Raw genomic sequence first — 19,837 nt, 5'->3', positions numbered from 1 at the left:
GCGGACCATCTTTCCACCGGACTCTGGACGGCGGACATATATGTGAGTACGGTCGTGTTCAGATAGCGAATCCGTGGTGGGGAGAGGGAACACAAATGTCGACGTCACTCGAAGTACCGGACCGTCTCGATCAGGTCATGGACGGCGCCGGACTACTGGCAGGCGCCGCGAACATCATCATGCAGCTCGCCCATCCCGGGGTCGGATACGGCGTATACGAGAGCAAGGTCGAGAGCGGCCAGCTGTTCAGGCATCCGATCAAACGGACCCGCACCACGCTGACCTACCTCGTGGTGGCGGCCCGCGGCACCGACGAGGAGAAGGCGGCCTTCCGCAAGGGCGTCAACCGCGCCCACGCCAAGGTGCGCTCCACCCCCGACAGCCCCGTGCAATACAACGCATTCGATCCCGAACTGCAGCTGTGGGTGGCCGCCTGCATCTACCGCGGATTCGAGGACGTCAACCGCGCCCTGCACGGCGACCTCTCCCCCGCCGCCGCCGAGTTCTTCTACAAGGAAGGCGCCACGTTCGGCACCACCCTCCAGGTACCCCCGGAGATGTGGCCCGAAGACCGCATCGCGTTCGACGAGTACTGGAACAAAGCCCTCGACAAAGTGTCGATCGACGACACCATCCGCGAACACGTCCTCTCCATCGCACGCCTCGAATTCCTGCCCGCCATCGTCTCCCGCCTGTTCGGCCGGCTCAACATGTTCTTCACCAACGGCTTCCTGCCCCAGCAGTTCCGCGACGAAATGCACCTGACATGGACCGACAAGGATCAGCAGCGCTTCGACCGGACCCTGCGCACCATCGGCACCGTCAGCAGGCGCATCCCCGTCCCCATCCGGGAGTTCCCCTACAACCTGCTCATGTTCGATCTGCGACGCCGAATGAAGGCCGGCAAACCCCTCGTATGACACACCGCGTGTGCGCCCGGGTAGTCCGGATCACCATCTGATAATGTTTCCGCCGCAGGGTGTTGGGCCTGCCTACGGGCGCCCAATATCGTGCGCGCCGATGTAGTTCAATGGCAGAACATCAGCTTCCCAAGCTGAATACGCGGGTTCGATTCCCGTCATCGGCTCCACGGGGTGTTCACCCATTAGGCCGTGTTGTGTTCACCTATTGAGCCCGCGATCGGACTCGGACCCAGTTTCTGCGGATTCGACCCTTTTGCGTCCGTCTCGAGCGGTTCTCCGGCCAATCTGCGACCCGTTCGGCGCGGTGGGAGCCGTGTTTCTGGCGAACCCGTGCCTGATAGTGGGTCATTTTCGACGGACAGGCGAGGTCGGCTACCGGGATCCGTGGATACCGTTGCCGGGGCGGGGTAGCTATCTGCCTGGACGGGTGGACGACAACTCTGTGTGACACGTGGTGGCTCGATTGATGCGAGGCCGCCGGCGTGGTGTGCGCTCGGGTTCCGGTTCGCCGAGGAACCAGCCCCAACAGTCGAGCGTTCCGCGGCGGGTGGCCGCGTCGTGCAGGATCAGCAGGTTCAACGCAGCGAGGGCGAACCCGGCGAGCAGGGTGTAGCGGCGGATCCCGAAGCCGCGGAAGAACCCACGATGCATTGACATCCGGTTCTGCTTCAGGTCGGCGAACACGCTCTCGATGCCGACCCTGCGGTGATAGGACGCCTCCCAGGCGAGGGTGCCGTGCTGGCACGGCATCCGCATACCCGGGTAGTCCGAGTCGTTCAACGTAATGGTGCGCCCGCACCCGCATTCCGTGCCGGGTGTGCAGGAGGTCGTCGGCACGCTCTGCGGTGCGCGCATCGAGATCGGGTTGTTCGGGCAGCGAACCCGGGCAGGATGGACGGCAGGCCCGCGGTACCGGCGGGACCCGTCGGGGCGCCGGGCCCCGTGCGGGACGAAGGCGTAGGCCTGCCGCGCCTGGTGACGTCGCTCGATCCGCGCACGCGCCTCGTCCTTCATGTCGACGTCGATCGGGTCGATCTCCTCGAGTCCCTCTGGCAGGCTCGCCGAGTACAGGGTGCCGTCGATCCATATCGCGTGTTTGCCGTCGGGTCCCGGGTGCGTCCCGCGTTGGTACGGGTGCAGGTCGTAGATGGTCGTGTAGCCCAGCCGCCAGACCGGGATCGCGAACTTGTCGTCGGTGACGAAGTTGTAGGCGCGGTCGGCGATGAGCTGGCGCGGCTTGCCGATGCGGTCGCCGAGCGCCTCAACAGCGGGCAGGCCGCTGACTCCCTTGTTCGACCCCGCCGGCGAAAGGTTCATCGACCGCGCGACGTGCACCACCGGTAGTTGGCCGGGCGCCGATACAACATCGGTGACCACGTGCAGATCGAACCCGCAGAAGAACATCGTTTCCTCGAACTCCGGACTGCGCCATCCCATCCGGGCGTCAATGTCGGCCGTGTAGATGTAGCGGCCGTCCGCGCCGACCGGGGCATCCGGGAGGTGATGGCCGCGGCGGCGGGCATGCGGATGATTCGGATCCGGTGGCGCGAGCGGATGATCGGGTGGAGGRGGCGAGTCGGGGTCGGCGTCGACGAGCGGTTTGCGGTGCCGCACCCGCGCCCACGTCGAGATGTCGGTCGAATCCAGGGCCACGGTCCTGGTCGGCGGGAAACACCACAACGAGGCATCGAGCAGTGCCTGCGCGAAACGGCGCTCGCCCCACTCCGAATGGCGCGGCGACCGGCACGCCTTCATCAACCGCCGCAGCGCGTCGTTGACGCTCTTGTAGCTGATCTCGACGGGCAGTCCCACCTCCCGGCGTTGCGCGCCGGCGGCAGCCATCTGCGCCCAGCACGGCTTGACCCGTCCAGTGATCGATGCCGGCCCGGACATCGTTGCACTCCTCAAAGGCCACCGCGCGAGTCCGGAACCGTCACATCCTCGCCCCCGCACATCCCCGGCGACTTCCTCACCTCAGTTGTCACGGCGCCCAGAGCACCTCACATCAACGTGGGCGGCACCAGCTAGAAGGCAGGGACGATTCCGCCACCACGACAAGCTATTTCGACGTTATGACACCTCAGGAGCTCAGTCGAACCGGTGGATCCAGGATAAGGGCTATCTATCATTCTTACAGCAATACGTTCCAGCCCCAGCCCATGCCCCGAGGCATGAGCTGGGGCTGGAAGGTGCTTATCCGGATGAGGCCGACGTGTTCCGGCCGCCGGCCGTTCTTGACTACGCCGCAGAGGGGGCTGGCCTGTTTCCAGGACCACAGGCCACCCCCCTCTCCTTGTCCTGTCCACTGCTCCCCTGATCATGAAGATTCAACTCCGATAGAGATAAACAGCACGAGGCGCACCCCGCATCGCCGTCGTCACTTCGGCCGCGACGGGAGGAAGACCGCGGCGATGATGGCCCCGACTGCCGTGACGGCTGCCGCGACGTAGGCACCGGCGGCCAGCCCGTCGAGGAAGGCCGTGTTGGCGGCGTCGATCACCGCGGCGGCGGTGCCCGGGTCACCGGCGGCGCGAATCTGCTCGGAGGCGATGACGGCGCCGCCCACGGAATCCTGCACCACAGACTTCACGTCGTCGGGCAGAACCTGTGCCGTGTCGGAGGCGGCGAATGTCGAGGCGTACAAGGACGCGTAGACACTGCCGATGACGGCTACGCCGAGAGTTCCACCGACTTCTCTCGTGGCGTCGTTCATGCCTGATCCGATACCCGCCTTCTCCCGCGGGACGGCACCCATGATCGCTTCCGTCGCCGGTGCGGAGGTCAGTCCCAGCCCCAGTCCCAGTGGGATCATCTGGCCGGCGATCTCCAGGTAGCTCGTCGCTTCACTGAGCGTGGAGATCCACAGGAACGCCGACGTGAAGAGCACGAGCCCGACCGTGACGATGAGCTTGTTGCCCAGTCGGACAGCAAGAATGGTCCCGAGAACCGAACCGACCGCGATCGACACCGCGACGGGAATGAACTTCAGACCCGTGTCGAGCGGGCCGAAGCCGCGCACCAGCTGGAAGTACTGCGAGATCAAAAAGATGAAGCCGAACAGGGCGAAGTAGGCGAAGGTCACCGACGCGCTCGCCGCGGTGAACCGCAGGTTCGCGAACAACGACACGTCGATCATGGGGTCGTCGTGGCTGCGCTCCCAGCGCACCAAGGCGAGGAACAGGCCGGCGGCGAGGGTGAATCCGACGAGCGTGGCGGTGCTGCCCCATCCGTGCTCCGGCGCTTCGATGATGGTGTAGACCAGAGTGCCTACTGCGAGCACGGACAGAATCAGCCCGCCGAAGTCGATGCGTGGCGTGCCGGGATCACGAGAAGTGGTCACCACGACGACTGCTGCACCGATCGCGACGACAGCGCCGAGGGCGAGAGCGAGAAAGACACTTCCCCACCAGAAGTGTTCGAGCAGCCAGCCTCCAAGGATCGGACCACCCGCCACACCGACTCCCGTGGTAGCTCCCCAGATTCCGATGGCCTTGGCCTTCTCGGCGCGTTCGGTGAACACGTTGGACAGGATCGACAGTGTCGTCGGATAGACGAACGCTGCACCGAGGCCCATGACAGCCTGCCAGGCGATCAGTTGGCCCGAGCTGTCGGCGAACGACGCTCCGACGGCACCACCGGCGAAGATGGACAGCCCGAGGATCAGCGCGCCCTTCCGGCCGTAGCGGTCACTGAGGCTGCCGAATGCCAGGACGAACGTGGCGAACAGCAAGTTGTAGGCGTCGACGATCCATTGAAGTTCGCGATTGTCGGCGCGCAGCTCCAGTGCGAGCGAGGGTAATGCCACGTTGATCGCGGTGGTGGCGAGGCTGATGGCCAAGGTCGCTGCGCACAGCACAACGAGGACTGGTACGCGGGATGTTCGGCGCTGCTGCAGGATCGTAGTCACCACTTTATTATTTCAAGCACAAAGATGAAATTGTCAAGTGTAAGCTGGAGGCATGAAGTCGTACGGGGAGTTCTGCGCGCTGGCGCGAGCGTTGGATGTCATCGGTGACCGATGGACGATGTTGATTGTTCGGGAGCTTCTCATCGGCCCGAGCAGGTACTCGGACCTGACTAGGGCGTTACCCGGCATCGCCACGAACCTGCTGGCACAACGGCTTCGAACGCTCGAGGAAACGGGGGTCGTCGCCTCATCCGAGGAGCCCGCTCCGGTATCGGCGCGCGTCTACTTCCTGACCGAGTGGGGGCTCGGGTTGCAGAGATCCTTGGTGGAACTTGCGCGGTGGGGGGCGCCGCTGATGGCGGCCGGCGCGGGCGACGACCACAATAGAGGGCGATGGTTGGTGTTCGCGATCATGGCGCTGTACCCGGAGGCGGCCGCGCTCCCGACCCAGGCACGCTTCCCGACCCTCACCGCACGTATCGACGCGGACGGCGACAGCCTCCTGCTCGTCTCCGGTCCGACCGGGGTACGCGCCTCGGTGACGAACAGCGACGAGTCAGCAGAGGTCACCATCGCGGGGACGTCCGAGCAGGTTTTCGCCCTGCTCTCCGGCGGTTGTGCCGATACACCGGCCAGGATCACCGGCAGCGCGGATGCGCTCCGTCGCCTATCCGAGTTGACGTCCACGGCGCTTACCGCAGGCCACGACCCGGCCGACCTCCCAGCTTGATCTCCTTCTGCCCACCCCGTGCGGTCGCACTCGGCCCGAGCATCATCGGACGAGCGCCGCAACAACCTCCGGCTTCTCCAGGGTGAGGAAATGCCCAGCCCCGGGTACCTGCGTGAACGAAGCATCCGGTAGCAACCGCCTGTTGTTTTCACGGTCTGACATGCGCGACCAGTCATCCTCCCCGTAAACGAGATGCACGGGGACGGACAGTTGTGTGTAGAGCCGCCTGGCGGCGATGAGGCTCGGCAGATTGGCGTACACGGCGCGCGCGACCACAGGGTAGCCGGGGCGGCGACCGACCTCGAGAAGTTCATCGAGATACTCGTCCGTCAGACAGGACTTCTCGACGAGCCCTCCGCGCAGGATCGTCCGCAGGATGGGCCGGGGTTCGATCCTCGCGATCGCCGGGCCCACACCGGGCGCAATGACGCTCGACACGATGACCCGAGCGAGAGCACTGGATCTTGCGATTCCCCCCGCATAGTCGTACGCGTTGACCGCGATAACCCGCCGAACGCGGTCCGGTACCGATACCGCCACAGTGAGGGCGAGCACCGCGCCCATGGATTCCCCGATCAATGTCACGTTCTGCAGGTCGAGCTGCTCGATCAGTCTGATCACCGCACTGCGCAGCGCAGGTTCCTCGTACGAGGCTCCCGGCTCGATGTCCGAATGCCCCATTCCGGGCAGGTCGAGCGCGAAGACGGAATGGTCGGTCAGGAGCAGGGGTATCAAACCCTGAAAGTGCTCGGCCTGGGTTCTCACCGTGTGCAGCAACACAACTGGTGACCCTGTTCCGCCGTGCAGAAAGCGCAAGCGACCCGAACCGGGGCCTGCCCCGGAGATCGCCTCCAGATAGCGGCTGTCGACGCCTGTGATGGTCATGCCGGGTGTCGACCCTCGATGCTTCATTTCAGTTCCTCTCGTGACGGCAGGTCAGCCCATCATCGCGCTGGATGACGTCGCGGTGCGGGTCCGAGGCCGGGCTGCCACCGGCTCACCCGTCCCAGATGGGGTAACAACCGTCAGGTGTACTGGGTGTGACCGGCGAGCTCGGCCAGACAACTCCGAGTTGTCCGTTGTCGGACACGCGCATCCGCCTCTGTCGAGCGTGGCCCGGTGCCCGAATCGGCACGCGGAGCGTCGCGTCGGCGTTTGCCGATTCGGTCTCAGGGCAGGGGGTGCCGCGGGTCTCGAACTTTACGCTGGCTGGGGGCCGGTGCTGATCTGTTGGGTCAATTTGAGCAGTTCCTCGACGTGGTAGATCTCGGTGATCTTGCCGTCGACAACGCGGACGATGTCGGTGCCGTTGATAGCGACCGGGTTGCCGCTGGCGGCGAACCCGAAGGCTTCGCCGGTGTGGGTCCCGGTCATCTGCCAGTGAATGACCACCCAACCGCCGGAAAGCTCCTGCTGGAACAGGATCCGGTGCCGCGTGTCGGTGAACCCGTCGCGCACCGCGGCGACCAGCGCTCGCATGCCGTCGATCGCCGAGGCGGCGCCGGCAACTGCGTTGTGATCGATCAGATCCGGGGCGAACACCTCGTCCACCCCGGCGACGTTACCGGTGTCGTAGAGCTCCAAGTTGCGCGCGGCGACCCGCAACGCGGTGGACGTGGCCGAGCGCACCATCTCGCTTGCCGGGTTGGCCGTACCGATCTTGGTCATGAGGTCCTCCAGTTTTGTGGTGCGGGGCTGATGGCAGCTATAGTTCCTCAATGGAACCGGTTCCCTCAAATGAACTAAAGGGGATAGCATGTGTGATCCGGAGCACACCCTGCCCGAATGTCCAGTCGCCCGGTTCCTGACCGTGCTGGACGGGGCCCTGGGCGACGCTGATCGTGCGTGACTTGCTGACCGGCCCGAAACGCTTCACCGAGTTGCGCACCGGGCTACCGGGGATCAGCCCGAAGACCCTCTCCTCGCGGCTACAGCGATTCGTACAGACAGGGCTGGTGACCCGCACCGCCTACGCGGAGATCCCACCCCGCGTGGTGTACGAACTCACCCCCGCAGGCGCACGACTCGAGGTCGTGCTGGCCACCATGGCCGCCTGGGCCGAGCAAGACCTTCCCCTTCCCCACATCGACTGAACCCGACCCACGGATCGGTGGTCGAAGCGCTACCGCACCGGCACCGGCCTGGCCCGGCACAAGATCGGGTCGTTTGTGTCGGCTTTCACGCTGCGCTCGCCGACACGAGTACGAAGTCGTAGCGGGCGTCGGTGTACGGACGGTTCAGGCCATTCTCGGCGAGCCGGGCGGGGTCGTCGACGGTGTGCAGTGCGATCACCAGACCCTCTCGCACGCCGTTGGCGACATCGTCGTCGAGGTACTCCCCTCCCTGGAAGTACAGCTGGCTGGTCATTTCCTCGTGGTCGGGGTGACGCAGCTTGACGTGGAGGTGTGCCGGGCGGAAGAAGTGCCGGCCGAGTGCTCGCAGAACCGTTCCGGTGGGTCCGTCCTTGGGGATTTCGTAGGGAGGGGGGAGGATGGTGAGCACGCGGAAGGTGCCGTCGTCCTCGGTGGTGAAGCGCCCGCGCAGATTGAAATCCGTTGTGTTCGGGTGGATGTTGGAGTAGAGCCCGTCGACGTCGGCGTGCCAGAGGTCGACCTCGACCCCGGCGAGCGGTTGGCCGTCGGCGCCGAGCACAATGCCGTGGAAGAGCAGGGGCTCGCCCTTTTCGTCCTCCCGCTGCGGCATCACGTGCAACGGCCCGGTCAGCATCGGCGCCCCGGGAAGGTAGAACGGGCCCTCGATGGCCTCGGGGCTTCCCGCGCGGTCGATGTTGCCGACATCGGTTGCCTCGGCCTCGAAGAAGACGTCGAAGAGCAGAGTTTCCTCCCCGGTTTTGATGGAATCGATGATCAGGTCGGTCGCCACCCGGTATTCGGAGTGGGTGATCTGTTGTTTGCGGATGAACTCGAGCAGTAGTTGCTCGAGGTCTTCGATAATGGTGCGGATGCGGGACGCGGTGGCGTCATCGCGGTCGGGCATGGTGGTTCCTTTCGGCGGTGGATGCGCGGCGTGTGCGCGGGCTGGGAGTTGGATGCCGTCAGCGGGTGGCGCTGAGGTCGGAGACGGGTTGTCGGCCGAATTGCGTTCTGAGGTATTCGGCGACCGCGGAACGGATCTCGGTGGCGCGGGGTATCGCGCCGGAGGTCCAGTACACGCCGTGCACGAGCCCGTCGAAGCGGATGATGTCAGCCGGGACACCGGCGTTGGCGAGTTGCTCGCCGTAGGCCTCGGCCTCGTCGCGGGCGACCTCGTATTCCATGGTCAGGATGAGGGCCGGGGGCAATCCGGCGAGTGAGGGTGTCTTCGACGGTGTGGCGTGGGGATCGTCGGCGTCCTCGGCGGTTCGCAGGTAGTGGTTCCAGAACCAGTCGAGTCCGGCGGCGGTGATGATGTAGCCCTCACCGAATTCGGTGCGTGACGCGGTGTCGGCGCGTGGGTCGATGACAGGATAGGTGAGCACCTGACAGGTCAGGGCGGGTCCGCTCTCGTCTCGGGCGCGTAACGCGGCGACTGCTGCCAGGTTGCCGCCGGCGCTGTCGCCGTGCACGGCAATGCGGGTGGGGTCGCCGCCGAAGCCGGTGGCGTTCTCCGCGATCCAGCACAGTGCCGCGTAGGTGTCGTCGGTGGCGGCCGGGAACTTGTGCTCGGGTGCGAGCCGATAGGTCACGGCGGCGACGATGGCGCCGGCGTCGTTGGCGAGCGACCGGCACAGCTCCTCGGTCACGGTGAGGTCGCCTGTGACGAAACCGCCGCCGTGGTAGTAGGCCACGACCGGCAGCGGTCCGGGGGCATCGGGAATGTACAGCCGAATGCTCTGGTCCCCGGCGGGACCGGGGTAGGTCGTGTCGATCACCTGTGCCACGGGCTCCGGCGGGGACTGCAGGTCGACGAAGGATGCGACTGTGGCACGGGCCTCGGCGACACTCATGTGTTCGAAGGACTGGACGCCCTGTGCGTTCAACCCATCGAGCAGGTTCTGTACTGCGGCATCGATCGGCATCTGTTTTCTCCTGTAGGTGTGTGAGTGCGGGCCGGGCGGCACGCATGTGGCGCCGCCCGGCCCGGCGCCCAGTGGTTTCGGGCGTGTGGTCAGCTGATGTGCGCGGAGGCCCGTTCGCGTGCGGCCGAGCCCTCTGCTGAGAGGGTGAAGCCTTCGTAGTTGTTCGCGACGACGTCGGCGCAGATTCCGCGGTAGACCGCCGCCCCGCCGAGGTAGACCATGCACACCCTGGGTTTGCCGGGGATGTTGGCGCCCATCCACCAGGAGTCGGTCTCGGGAAGCAGGGTGTGCTGGGCGATTTCGTTCGTCTGCGCCACCCAGCCGTTTTCCGCCTGGGGCGTCGGTTCGATCGTGTCGAGACCGCCCTGCTGCAGGTGCTCGATGGCGTCGGCGAGGAAGTCGACGTGGTCCTCGATGGCGAGGGGCATGTTGTAGAGCACCGAGGGGCTCTGCGGGCCGGTGACGAGGAACAGGTTCGGGAACCCGTGGACGGACAGCCCGAGGAAGGTGTGGGGTCCGTCGGCCCACTTGTCAGCCAACGTCCGTCCGCCGCGTCCGACGATGCCCATTTCGAGTAGGGGTCCGGTCATGGCGTCGAAGCCGGTGGCCAGGACGATGACGTCGGCGTCGTATTCGGCGTCGGTAGTGCGCACCCCGGTCTCGGTGATCGTGGTGATCGGCGCACCCGAGACATCGACCAGTGTGACGTTGTTGCGGTTAAAGGTCTCGTAGTACTTTGTCTCGTACGGTGGGCGTTTGGTGCCGTACGGGTAGTCGGTGGGCGTCAGCTTCTCGGCGATGACGGGATCGCTGACGCGCTGGCGAATCCGCTCGCGCACGTACTCGGCGATGGTGTCGTTCGCGGCCTTGTCGACGAGAATGTCCTCGAACGAACCCAGGAAGAACCGGAAGCCACCCTCGTCCCAGCACTCGTCGAACACGCGTCGCCGCTCCTCGGGTGTCACCGCCAGCGCAGACGGCAGCACCTTGTCGTAGGGAATACCCACACGGGTGTTGCGGGAGGCCTCGCGCACGCTCGGATAGTTCGCCTTGATCGCGGCGACTCGATTCGGATCGGAAGGTTCGTTCTGCAATGGGGTGGCGTAGTTCGGGGTGCGCTGGAAGACGGTCAGATGACTTGCTTGCTTGGCGATTTCGGTGATGGCCTGGACACCGCTCGAGCCGGTGCCGATGATCGCTACGTTCTTGCCGGTGAAATCTACGCCCTCGTGTGGCCACTTACCGGTGAGATAGACCTCGCCGGCAAAGGTGTCGATACCGTCGAACTCCGGCTTCTTGGGAACCGACAGATTCCCGGCAGCGGAGATCAAATATCGGGCGGTCACCGAGGCACCGTCCTGGGTGCCCACCTGCCAGTGGGCGTCTTCCTCATCCCAAACCGCCGAGGTGACCCGGGTTCCGAAGACGATATCCTCGCGCAGCTGAAAACGGTCGGCGACGTGGCTGAGGTAGGCCAGAATTTCCGGCTGGCTGGCGTACTTTTCCGACCACTCCCAGTCCTGTTGCAGGTCAGGCGAGAACGAGTACGAGTAATGCAGGCTCTCGATGTCGCAGCGGGCGCCGGGGTACCGGTTCCAGTACCAGGTCCCGCCGACCCCGTCACCGGCTTCGAACACCCGGACTCGCAATCCCATCTGATCCCGAAGCTTGTGCAGGGCGTAAAGGCCGGCGAAGCCAGCCCCGACCACAATCGCGTCGAAATCCGTCGGAGCGGCGGGTCGTTCGTCAGGGGAGGTGTCAGTCATGATGATCTTTCTCGAGAAGGTCCACGTGCAGGGCGTGAGAGGGGGCATTTCCGCCTGTGCGGCGTCGGTGCTGGTGGAATCCAGCATGGCGCCGCCGGCACCCTTTCCGAGTGGGGGAAATCACCCCAAGGCATACCTGTGTTGACAGTCACAGCTCTGCCGGTATGGGGTGGGCAGGTGCGAGTTACCGATGACCCATCCGCCGAAGCCCCCGATTCCCCGGGCCCCCGCGCCGCCCTCACCAGTTTCGTCGGACGGCGGCGGGAGCTCACCGACGTCAAACGCCGGCTGACGGAAACACGCCTGGTCACCCTGACCGGACCCGGTGGAGTAGGAAAGACCCGCGTCGCGCTCGAGGTCGCCGAGCGCTCACGCCGCGGGCTCCGGGATGGGGTTTGGATCGTGGAGCTGGCCAGTCTCGGGGACGCCTCGAGGCTGGCCCAAGTCATCGTCTCCGCGCTCGTTCTACCCGACCAATCGAACCGCGATCCGGTGGACAAACTTGTCAGTTATCTACGCGACCGACAGGTGCTGATCGTCCTCGACAACTGCGAGCACCTCCTCGAGGCCTGCGCGAGGGTGGTCGAAACGCTCCTGAGCTCCTCTCCTGGTCTTCGCATCCTGGCCACCAGTCGCGAGCCCCTCGGGATCCACGGGGAAGGCATCTGTGTCATACCCCCGCTGACCACCCCGTCTACGCGGCAATCACACACCGTCCAGGCAGTTGTGCACTACGAGGCGGTCAGCCTCCTCGTCGACCGCGCCCGCCTCGTCCTTCCCGACTTCGAGGTCGCCGCCGAGAACGTCGGGGCGGTGGTGCAGCTGTGCAAACGTCTCGACGGGATCCCACTGGCCATCGAACTCGCGGCGACCCGGTTGAGATCGCTGTCGGTCACCCAGATCGTCGAGCGTCTCGACAAGCGGTTCAGCTTGCTGACCGGTGGCGACCGTGTCGCCATGCCCCGGCAACAAACCCTGCGTGCCCTGATCGACTGGAGCTTTGATCTCTGCACCGAACATGAGCAACTGCTGTGGGCCAGGCTGTCGATTTTTCCCGGCAGTTTCGATCTCGACGCCGTGGAACAAATATGTGCATTTGCGCCCCTGATTGCCGAATCGATCATCGATCTCCTCGATCGACTGGTGGCGAAATCCATCGTCCTCACCGAACGGACCGGTGAGCGGGTGCGATACCGGCAACTGATGACCATCCGGGAATACGGCGCGGAAGTACTCGCATCCTCCGGCGAGACCCAAACAGTCAAACGGCGCCACCGGGACCACTACCTCCGCAAGGCCGCCGAGATGGTCGAACGCTGGTGTGGTCCCGGCCAAGCTGACTCCGTTGCGGAAATGAACGACGACCACGCAAATCTGCTCTCCGCCCTCGAGTGGTCCGCCAATACCGACGGCGAGGTGGGGACAGCGGCCGAGCTGGCCTCCCTGCTCCGGTACCATTGGGTCGTCGGCGTCGATCTCAGCGAGGGGCGCCGCTGGCTGGACCAACTCATCGATGCGAAGGAATTGTCGAAAAGTCAAYGTGGGCAAGCGCTGTGGGTGAGTGCCTGGATTGCCCTCATGCAGGGCGACCGTGACGACGCCGCCCTGAAACTGATCGAGTGTGACACCATCGCCACAGCCCTCAGTGACCTCAAACTCTTGGCACACGCTACTCAATGGCGGGGACTGCACGACTTCACTACCGGGGACATTGCCGCCGCCATCACGCGCTATGAGACATCCATCGTCATCCACACCGACTTCGACGACACGGCTTCGGTACTGACCGCGCTGTTCCAGCTCGCCATCGCCCAGGTCTACAATTCGCAGCTCGATCAAGCGCTGCAGACCTGCCAACAGGCGATCGAGATGAGCGAGCGCCTCGGAGAACAATGGAATCGCTCCTACGCCCTGTGGATAAGAGGTCTGTGTCACTGGCACCGCGGTGAGCCAGAAGCGGCGAAACACGCCGCTCTCCAAGCGCTTCGGCTCGGAGGGGATTTCAAGGACAGCATCTGCACCGCGCTGACAATCGAACTACTGTCCTGGATCGCCACCTCGGCGGCGGATTTTCATACCGCCGCCGCCCTCTCGGGTGCCGCGGCCGCAGTCTGGGCGGGGCTGGGTACCGACGTCGAGGCGTTCGGCCCGCACCTTCAGCAGGATTCGATCTACTCGGCGCAGACCGCGGTAGAGGCCCTCGGAGAAAAGGAAGTCGCGGCCGTGGCCCGGCGGAACGCGACGATGACACTCGATGCGGCCGTCGCGCTAGCCCTCGGCAGGGACGGTCGGTCCGAAAGCCCCAGTGCACCCGCAAGATCACTCCTGACGAAGCGAGAAAGTGAGATCGCGAACCTAGTGGCAGAAGGATTGAGCAACCGTGCCATTGCCGAATCCCTGGTGCTGTCTCCACGCACCATCGACGGCCACGTCGAACGCATCCTCACCAAACTCGACTTCACATCACGCACACAAATCGCCTCATGGGTCGCATCCCAGAAGAGATGACGCTCATCTGATGCGCCCCGAACAGCTGGAATGGCGGTACGCGCGTTGGCAAATCTGCAACGCCACTGGATGTGGCTGGGCCGATCAACCTGTCACAGCACAATGAATCGCACCTCACCGTCCCGGAAAGAACATGCGAGCGCGGACCCCGAAGAGGGTGTGGTGTGTCCAGAAATGGAACACGCAGCACCCTCGGTCAGCTGCGATGCTCGTGCCTACGGACGAGTGTGACGTCCATTACATGAGAGGAGATCAGGTGAAGACTCAGGCAGCGATCTTGTGGGAGCGCGGGGGCGAGTGGACCGTCGAGGAGATCGATCTGGACCCGCCCAAGCGCGGTGAGGTGCTCGTCGAGATGGGCGGCAGCGGCCTGTGCCACTCGGACGAGCATGTGCTGACCGGCGACTTGCCCTGGCCGCTGCCGATGATCGGTGGACACGAAGGTGCCGGCACGGTCGTCGACGTCGGCCCCGGAGTCGAGGGGCTGGCGCCGGGCGATCGGGTCATCTTCGGCTTCATCCCCGCGTGCGGGCGCTGCGCCGCGTGTTCGGCCGGCATGCAGAACCTCTGTGAACTGGGCCAGTACCTCGGTGACGGAACCCAGATTTCCGACCACACGGCCCGGCACCACGCCCGTGGCCAGGACCTGGGGCTGATTTGTCTTCTGGGGACATTCGCCCAGCACACCGTGGTGAACGAGGCCAGCTGCATCAAGATCGACGACGACATTGCCCTGGACAAGGCGTGCCTGCTCGGCTGCAGCGTGGTGACCGGTTGGGGATCGGCGGTGTTCGCGGGCGGTGTCCAGCCGGGTGACACCTCCGTGGTCGTCGGGGTCGGCGGCATCGGAATCAACGCGGTCCAGGGCGCGGCATTGAGCGGATCACAATATGTGGTGGCGGTAGATCCCGTGGAGTTCAAGCGGACCAAGGCCCTCGAGTTCGGTGCCACCCATGCAGTGGCCACCAGTGAGGAGGCGCAGGCCCTCGTCACGGATCTCACCTACGGTCGCGGGGCGAACGTGGTGGTCAACACCACGGGCGTCGGTGACGGCGAGCAGATCGGGGCCAGCCTCGCGATGACGGCGAAACGGGGCACCGTGGTGGTGACCAACCTGCACCGTGCGACGGAAACGACCGTGTCGATGAGTGCGCTGGACCTGGTGCTGATGGAAAAGCGTGTCGTCGGGTCGCTATTCGGTACCGCGAACCCGCGTTTGCACATCCCCAAGCTGCTCGGCCTGTACCGCAGCGGCCAGCTCAAGCTCGACGAACTGGCCACCCGCTCCTACAAACTCGACGAAATCAACACCGGTTACCAAGACATGCGCGAGGGCCGCAATCTACGCGGCGTCATCACCTTCTGACTTATTTGTCGACGATTCCCGAGGACTGTTACTCATGGACATGCACTACGACTCTCTCTTCATCGGCGGCGACTGGGTTCCGCCCACCTCGAGTCAGCGGATCACCGCCATCTCGGCCAGTACCGAGGAGGTGATCGGCTCGGTACCCGAGGCCCAGGAGGCCGATGTCGACGCCGCCGTCGCCGCCGCTCGGCGCGCATTCGACGATCCGACCGGGTGGGCGCACTGGTCCCCGGCCGACCGTGCGACCGCGATGGAACGCCTCGCCGACGCGCTCGAGCGGCGCGCCGAAGACATGGTGCAGCGGATCAGTGCCCAGAATGGGATGCCCGTCGCCGTGGCCCGCCAGCTCGAAGGCACATTCCCCGTGATCCTGCTCCGCTACTACGCCGGGCTGGCCCGCGACACGGCCTTCGAGGAGACCCGCCCCGGTCTGTTGGGCGGCAACACACTCGTGCGACGAGAACCGATCGGCGTGGTCGGGGCAATCGCGCCGTGGAACTTCCCGCAAACCCTCGCGGCGTTCAAATACGCCCCCGCACTCGCTGCCGGCTGCACGCTGGTGATCAAGCCGTCACCGGAAACCGTCCTCGACAGTTACATTTTCGCCGACGCCGTTGCCGACGCCGGGATTCCGGCCGGAGTGGTCAATATCGTCCCCGGGGGACGCGAGGTCGGCGCCTACTTGGTCGCACACCCGGACGTCGACAAGATCAGCTTCACCGGGTCGACCGCCGCCGGTCGGGCGATCGGTGAAGTCTGTGGCAGGCTGCTGCGTCCGGTGACCCTCGAGCTGGGCGGCAAGTCCGCCGCGATCATTCTCGACGACGCCAGTCTGGACTTGCAGGAGGTGGCCGAAACACTCTTCACCGCAACACTTCTCAATAACGGGCAGACCTGTTTCCTCGGAACCAGGGTCCTCGCCCCCCGCGCCCGCTATACCGAATTCGTGGACCTGTTCACCGATCTCGCCGGCGCCCTGAAGGTCGGTGATGCGCTCAACGACACCACCCAGATCGGTCCCATGGCCACTGCCGCCCAACGTGAGCGTGTCGAGCGGTATATCGCCAAGGGCCGCGGTGACGGTGCCCGTATCACGACGGGCGGCGGGCGGCCCGCCGACCAGGACAGGGGCTGGTTCGTCGAACCCACCATCTTTGCCGACGTCGACAACAAGCACACCATCGCCCAAGAAGAAATCTTTGGCCCGGTGCTGTCGGTGATCGCCTACGGTGACGACGACGAGGCCATCCGCATCGCGAATGACTCGGACTACGGCCTCGGCGGAACCGTGTGGACCAGCGATCCCGAGCGTGGACTCGCGATCGCCACACGGGTCCAGACCGGCACCATCGGTATCAACAGCTACCTCCCGGAACCCACCGCCCCGTTCGGTGGAGTCAAAGCCAGTGGCCTCGGCCGCGAACTCGGTCCCGAGGCACTGACCAACTACCAGGAACTGAAATCCGTGTACTTGGGATGACGCAGTACCGTCCCGGCGGATCAGGATCGGACGGGTGCGCGACCGGTCGTCTCGATCCGCCGGGGCGTAGGGGAAACAGGGAGTCAAACGTAGACTCGGAAGTGCGTGACAAGGTGTGGAAGGACGTCGCGACTAACCATGACAGAACTCGACACTTCGTCACGACCACTCATCGCCCAGTCCTGGCAACGAGTGGCGATGAGCGGACTGTATCCGGGAGCGTCCGTCGACGATGCCGTGATCGAGGAAGTCGACCGGCGCAGCCGGCTGATGGTCGCCGCCACACCAGTGCTCGACGAAATGGCCGGTGAACTGGACGGAACCGGCTTCGCCGTCATGCTCGCGGACCGCAACGCACGCCTGATCGATCTCCGCTACGGCGAACGACGGTTGCAACCGAGACTCGAACAGGCCGGGGCGGTGGAGGGCCGCCGGTTCCTCGAGGAGACCACAGGTACGAATTCGATCGCCACCGCATTCGAATTGCGGCGGGGCCTGGCGGTTCGCGGCGAGGAGCACTACATCGAGGCCCTCAAGAGATTCAGCTGTTACGGCCAGCCCGTGCTCAATCCGGTGACTCGCCGGATCGAGGGTGTCCTCGACATCACCTGTCTGAGCGAAGACGACAGCCCACTGCTCGCGCCTTTCGTGACTCGTTCGGCGCGTCAGATCGGCGAGCGGCTGCTCGAAGAATCCCGCCAGGCCGAACAGAGAGTCTTCCGCAGCTTCCAGGATGCGACCGCACGTGCCCGCACCCGCCCGGTCATCGCCATCGGCGACGACATCTTTCTCGCGAACACCGCCGCGGTTCAGTTCCTCGAAGCGGCCGATCACGCCCACCTGCGTGCATTGGCGATTGACTCACCGATCGACCGGCAGGTGACCCGTGACGTCCACTTGTCGACGGGGCGGGTGTCGGCATCGGTACTCCGGATACCGGGAAGCGGAGCTGCCCTCTTCACCTTCGGCGGGGAACCCCTCAACCGTTCGATCATGCTGTCGCCGGGCCCGGGCGCGCCGATCGGATCGGTCCTCGTCACCGGTGAGCCGGGCTCCGGCCGCACGACAGCCGCCCGCGCGGTGGCGGACGAGCAGGCCATCTGGTTCGACGCTGCACAGGTCTCGGAGCTGGGTGAGCGAGAATGGGCCGAGCAGCTCCGCCGTCAGCTCGACGGAGCCCGATGCGTCGTCGTCGAAGCCATCGATCTTCTTCCGTCGTCCCTCGCCAGGCGGATGGCCGAACATCTACGGTCGACGCGAACTAGGGTCGTGGTCACCAGCGCGCCGGTCGACGAGCTGTTCCCGGAGCACGCCGCACTCGTCGCACACTGCTCGGAGAGAGTCGAGCTCGCGCCCCTGCGTCATCGCCGCGCCGACATTCCCGCACTGGTGAAGAAGATGCTCGACGACCTCGGGACTGCGACGCATGTACGTTTCACACCGGCAGCACTCGAAGCCCTTGCGGGACAACAATGGGCGGGGAACTTACGCGAACTGCAGACTGCCGTGAAAACGATAAGCAACTCGCGTAGCGCGGGAGATATCACCGTCGGCGACCTGCCGGAGCAATACCGTGGCCGATTGACCCGGCCCCTGACGGCGCTCGAGCAGGCCGAACGCGATGCAGTCGTGAAGGCGCTCAGAGACTTCGGCGGAAACAAGAAAGCTGCCGCCCAACAGTTGGGAATCAGTCGCACCACCCTGTACCGAGTCATCCGCTCATACGGAATCGTCACCGCGACCACTCGATAGGCGGCAACATTCGTACCCGAGGAGATCACAGTGCCCACCCTTGCAGTTTCCGGCAGCACCCTATCCGCACCGGGTACGGCGCGGGTTCGGACACGTAGGAGTACGCGCGGTCGGCACCAGGCTCACCGGCCTCGTAGTCGTTCAGCAAGCCGGCCCACCACGGTTCCGGCTGCAACGGTCGAGACGATGACGACCACGTCGAACCATCTGCTGTCGCGCCATCTCCGGGCCCTGTCCTCGACCCCAAGCGCCCCTCATCTCGCAAGATTCACGGTAACCCACGCACTCTTGGTCCCCTAGAGCGAACCGCGGGCGGCCCGCTGGCCGACGATCCGTCCACGAGCCCGGCCAAGCTCGTTCCTTGCGATTCGCGGAGGCTGAGCCTTGGTGTTGGCCCGGTAGACGTCGGGCCGCACAGCACCTCGTGCGCGCACACCGCTGTGCGCAGAGGGTGTTCGGGCTCGATGCCCGAATACCCTCCATGCTCTCCGGTCGCGCAGCGGAACTCCGTCCTTCCGGGGGCGCATTCTCAGCTAGGCGATGTCGATGTCCTCGGGCCGCAGCTCGCCGCTGATCACCTTCTCCACGTTGGTCAGGGTGTGCCCGTTCTCGGTGTGCATCGCCAGGTACTTGCTCACGTACTGCGGCCGCGACCGCCATGCGTCCTTCGCCATCCGTGACTCCATCGCCGCGACGGTGAGCGCGAACATGAGCATCCAGGCGCGGGACTCGCTGGCCGCCGTCGCGGCGGCGCGATCTTCTTCTTCGCCTCGTACGTCGCCCATGTCTTCGCATCCATCAGCTCCGGCAGCAGATCGGACGAGTGGAACTCCGACAACTGGTGCGGTGCGAGCGCACGCATCATCGCCGTCCACGTGGCCGCGTTCTTCGGGGGCTTGGTCGCCGACAGCATCCGCGGATGAACTCGCATCGCACGTCGGTAGCGGACTCCACCAACTTGTTCAGCTCCCGTACCCGGCGACGCTGCACCCGCTTGGTATCCTCAGCCTCCAAGAGTGCGGCCTCGCGCGCTTCCTCGTCCTCCGGCAACGGGTTGGCCGGGTTGAACCCGGCGAATTGGATCGCCCCGGTTGAACTGGTAGCGGCCGCCGTTGACCGGGACCAGGCCGGCCTCCTTGGCACGCAGCACGTCGAGGAAGTAGAACTGCGGCACATACACGTCGCGCTCCTCCACCCAGTTCGCTTGCCGCAATCCTTCCTCCGGTCCGATGTCCGGATCGTCGAAGGTGTCCCAGCCGATGTCGGCCTCCTCGACCGGTTCTCCGGATTCGATGTCGATGTACATCGTGTTGGTGGTCACCCGCACGTACGGGGCGGTGCGTTCGGCGCGGGTCGCTTTCCCCTTCCGGTCCGCCCGCAACGT

The 19,837-nt window shown here is 65.1% G+C and carries 16 protein-coding genes and 1 tRNA gene; 8 read left to right on the top strand and 9 right to left on the bottom strand.

All coding sequences use genetic code 11. The annotated features are described in order from the left end of the window. Positions 1-95 precede the first annotated feature (95 nt). Entirely contained in the window at positions 96-920 is an 825-nt protein-coding gene (locus tag AC1D1G_RS19470; protein WP_317567842.1) for an oxygenase MpaB family protein, read from the top strand. A gap of 96 nt (positions 921-1,016) precedes the next feature. Continuing rightward, positions 1,017-1,090, top strand: a tRNA-Gly gene (locus AC1D1G_RS19465). Between the two features lie 244 nt (positions 1,091-1,334). Here AC1D1G_RS19465 and AC1D1G_RS19460 read toward each other — a convergent pair. Both AC1D1G_RS19460 and AC1D1G_RS19455 read right to left on the bottom strand, forming a co-directional pair. Then, positions 1,335-2,816, bottom strand: a complete 1,482-nt coding sequence (locus AC1D1G_RS19460) for a hypothetical protein (RefSeq protein ID WP_477953314.1) — start codon at positions 2,814-2,816, stop codon at positions 1,335-1,337. Positions 2,817-3,300: 484 nt separating this feature from the next. Further along, a complete protein-coding gene (locus tag AC1D1G_RS19455) occupies positions 3,301-4,830 on the bottom strand; it encodes an MFS transporter (RefSeq protein WP_477953312.1) in 1,530 nt (509 codons plus the stop codon). 52 nt (positions 4,831-4,882) lie between these two features. On the opposite strand from AC1D1G_RS19455, the gene AC1D1G_RS19450 reads away from it, so the two are divergent. Beyond that, entirely contained in the window at positions 4,883-5,560 is a 678-nt protein-coding gene (locus AC1D1G_RS19450; RefSeq protein ID WP_477953310.1) for a winged helix-turn-helix transcriptional regulator, read from the top strand. A gap of 42 nt (positions 5,561-5,602) precedes the next feature. On the opposite strand, the gene AC1D1G_RS19445 is transcribed toward AC1D1G_RS19450, so the two are convergent. Both AC1D1G_RS19445 and AC1D1G_RS19440 read right to left on the bottom strand, forming a co-directional pair. After that, positions 5,603-6,445, bottom strand: coding sequence for an alpha/beta fold hydrolase (locus AC1D1G_RS19445; RefSeq protein WP_477953308.1), 843 nt, complete (start codon positions 6,443-6,445; stop codon positions 5,603-5,605). A 315-nt stretch (positions 6,446-6,760) separates the two neighbouring features. Beyond that, on the bottom strand, positions 6,761-7,228 hold the full coding sequence (locus AC1D1G_RS19440) for an ester cyclase (protein ID WP_477953306.1): 468 nt from the start codon (positions 7,226-7,228) through the stop codon (positions 6,761-6,763). A gap of 173 nt (positions 7,229-7,401) precedes the next feature. On the opposite strand from AC1D1G_RS19440, the gene AC1D1G_RS19435 reads away from it, so the two are divergent. Beyond that, positions 7,402-7,653, top strand: a complete 252-nt coding sequence (locus AC1D1G_RS19435) for a winged helix-turn-helix transcriptional regulator (protein ID WP_477953304.1) — start codon at positions 7,402-7,404, stop codon at positions 7,651-7,653. Between the two features lie 85 nt (positions 7,654-7,738). Here AC1D1G_RS19435 and AC1D1G_RS19430 read toward each other — a convergent pair whose 3' ends face one another. The 3 genes from AC1D1G_RS19430 to AC1D1G_RS19420 all read right to left on the bottom strand — a co-directional run bounded on the left by AC1D1G_RS19430 (position 7,739) and on the right by AC1D1G_RS19420 (position 11,344). Further along, positions 7,739-8,557 (bottom strand): dioxygenase family protein, encoded by an 819-nt coding sequence (locus tag AC1D1G_RS19430; RefSeq protein ID WP_477953302.1) that lies wholly within the window; start codon positions 8,555-8,557, stop codon positions 7,739-7,741. A 58-nt stretch (positions 8,558-8,615) separates the two neighbouring features. After that, on the bottom strand, positions 8,616-9,578 hold the full coding sequence (locus AC1D1G_RS19425; RefSeq protein WP_477953300.1) for an alpha/beta hydrolase: 963 nt from the start codon (positions 9,576-9,578) through the stop codon (positions 8,616-8,618). Between the two features lie 89 nt (positions 9,579-9,667). Further along, entirely contained in the window at positions 9,668-11,344 is a 1,677-nt protein-coding gene (locus tag AC1D1G_RS19420; protein WP_477953299.1) for a flavin-containing monooxygenase, read from the bottom strand. Here AC1D1G_RS19420 and AC1D1G_RS19415 point away from each other — a divergent pair. From AC1D1G_RS19415 to AC1D1G_RS19400, 4 genes are all read left to right on the top strand, one after another. Then, positions 11,249-13,852, top strand: coding sequence for an ATP-binding protein (locus AC1D1G_RS19415; protein ID WP_477953298.1), 2,604 nt, complete (start codon positions 11,249-11,251; stop codon positions 13,850-13,852). The genes AC1D1G_RS19420 and AC1D1G_RS19415 overlap by 96 nt on opposite strands. Before the next feature lie 256 nt (positions 13,853-14,108). After that, a complete protein-coding gene (locus tag AC1D1G_RS19410; RefSeq protein ID WP_477953296.1) occupies positions 14,109-15,218 on the top strand; it encodes an NDMA-dependent alcohol dehydrogenase in 1,110 nt (369 codons plus the stop codon). 34 nt (positions 15,219-15,252) lie between these two features. Next, entirely contained in the window at positions 15,253-16,701 is a 1,449-nt protein-coding gene (locus tag AC1D1G_RS19405; RefSeq protein ID WP_477953295.1) for an aldehyde dehydrogenase, read from the top strand. Positions 16,702-16,899: 198 nt separating this feature from the next. Next, the gene (locus AC1D1G_RS19400; protein ID WP_477953294.1) at positions 16,900-18,453 is read left to right on the top strand and encodes a sigma-54-dependent Fis family transcriptional regulator; all 1,554 of its coding nucleotides are present in this window, start codon (positions 16,900-16,902) and stop codon (positions 18,451-18,453) included. Positions 18,454-18,986: 533 nt separating this feature from the next. Here the strand turns inward: AC1D1G_RS19400 and AC1D1G_RS19395 are convergent. Then, on the bottom strand, positions 18,987-19,238 hold the full coding sequence (locus AC1D1G_RS19395; protein WP_477953292.1) for a hypothetical protein: 252 nt from the start codon (positions 19,236-19,238) through the stop codon (positions 18,987-18,989). A gap of 218 nt (positions 19,239-19,456) precedes the next feature. Further along, on the bottom strand, positions 19,457-19,774 hold the full coding sequence (locus AC1D1G_RS19390; RefSeq protein WP_477953291.1) for a hypothetical protein: 318 nt from the start codon (positions 19,772-19,774) through the stop codon (positions 19,457-19,459). Positions 19,775-19,837 lie beyond the last annotated feature (63 nt).

The sequence above is a fragment of the Rhodococcus sp. P3_B8 genome (genome assembly GCF_056402775.1).
Note: the sequence above shows the minus strand (reverse complement) of the source record. Positions and strands in the feature narration are given on the sequence as shown.

Excerpts from the sequence above, each read along its gene's own strand:
- AC1D1G_RS19440 (WP_477953306.1), bottom strand. The coding sequence starts at position 7,228 with ATGACCAAGATCGGTACGGCCAACCCGGCAAGCGAGATGGTGCGCTCG.
- AC1D1G_RS19395 (WP_477953292.1), bottom strand. The coding sequence starts at position 19,238 with ATGGGCGACGTACGAGGCGAAGAAGAAGATCGCGCCGCCGCGACGGCG.
- AC1D1G_RS19400 (WP_477953294.1), top strand. The coding sequence starts at position 16,900 with ATGAGCGGACTGTATCCGGGAGCGTCCGTCGACGATGCCGTGATCGAG.
- AC1D1G_RS19470 (WP_317567842.1), top strand. The coding sequence starts at position 96 with ATGTCGACGTCACTCGAAGTACCGGACCGTCTCGATCAGGTCATGGAC.
- AC1D1G_RS19430 (WP_477953302.1), bottom strand. The coding sequence starts at position 8,557 with ATGCCCGACCGCGATGACGCCACCGCGTCCCGCATCCGCACCATTATC.
- AC1D1G_RS19450 (WP_477953310.1), top strand. The coding sequence starts at position 4,883 with ATGAAGTCGTACGGGGAGTTCTGCGCGCTGGCGCGAGCGTTGGATGTC.
- AC1D1G_RS19445 (WP_477953308.1), bottom strand. The coding sequence starts at position 6,445 with ATGACCATCACAGGCGTCGACAGCCGCTATCTGGAGGCGATCTCCGGG.
- AC1D1G_RS19405 (WP_477953295.1), top strand. The coding sequence starts at position 15,253 with ATGGACATGCACTACGACTCTCTCTTCATCGGCGGCGACTGGGTTCCG.
- AC1D1G_RS19425 (WP_477953300.1), bottom strand. The coding sequence starts at position 9,578 with ATGCCGATCGATGCCGCAGTACAGAACCTGCTCGATGGGTTGAACGCA.
- AC1D1G_RS19420 (WP_477953299.1), bottom strand. The coding sequence starts at position 11,344 with ATGACTGACACCTCCCCTGACGAACGACCCGCCGCTCCGACGGATTTC.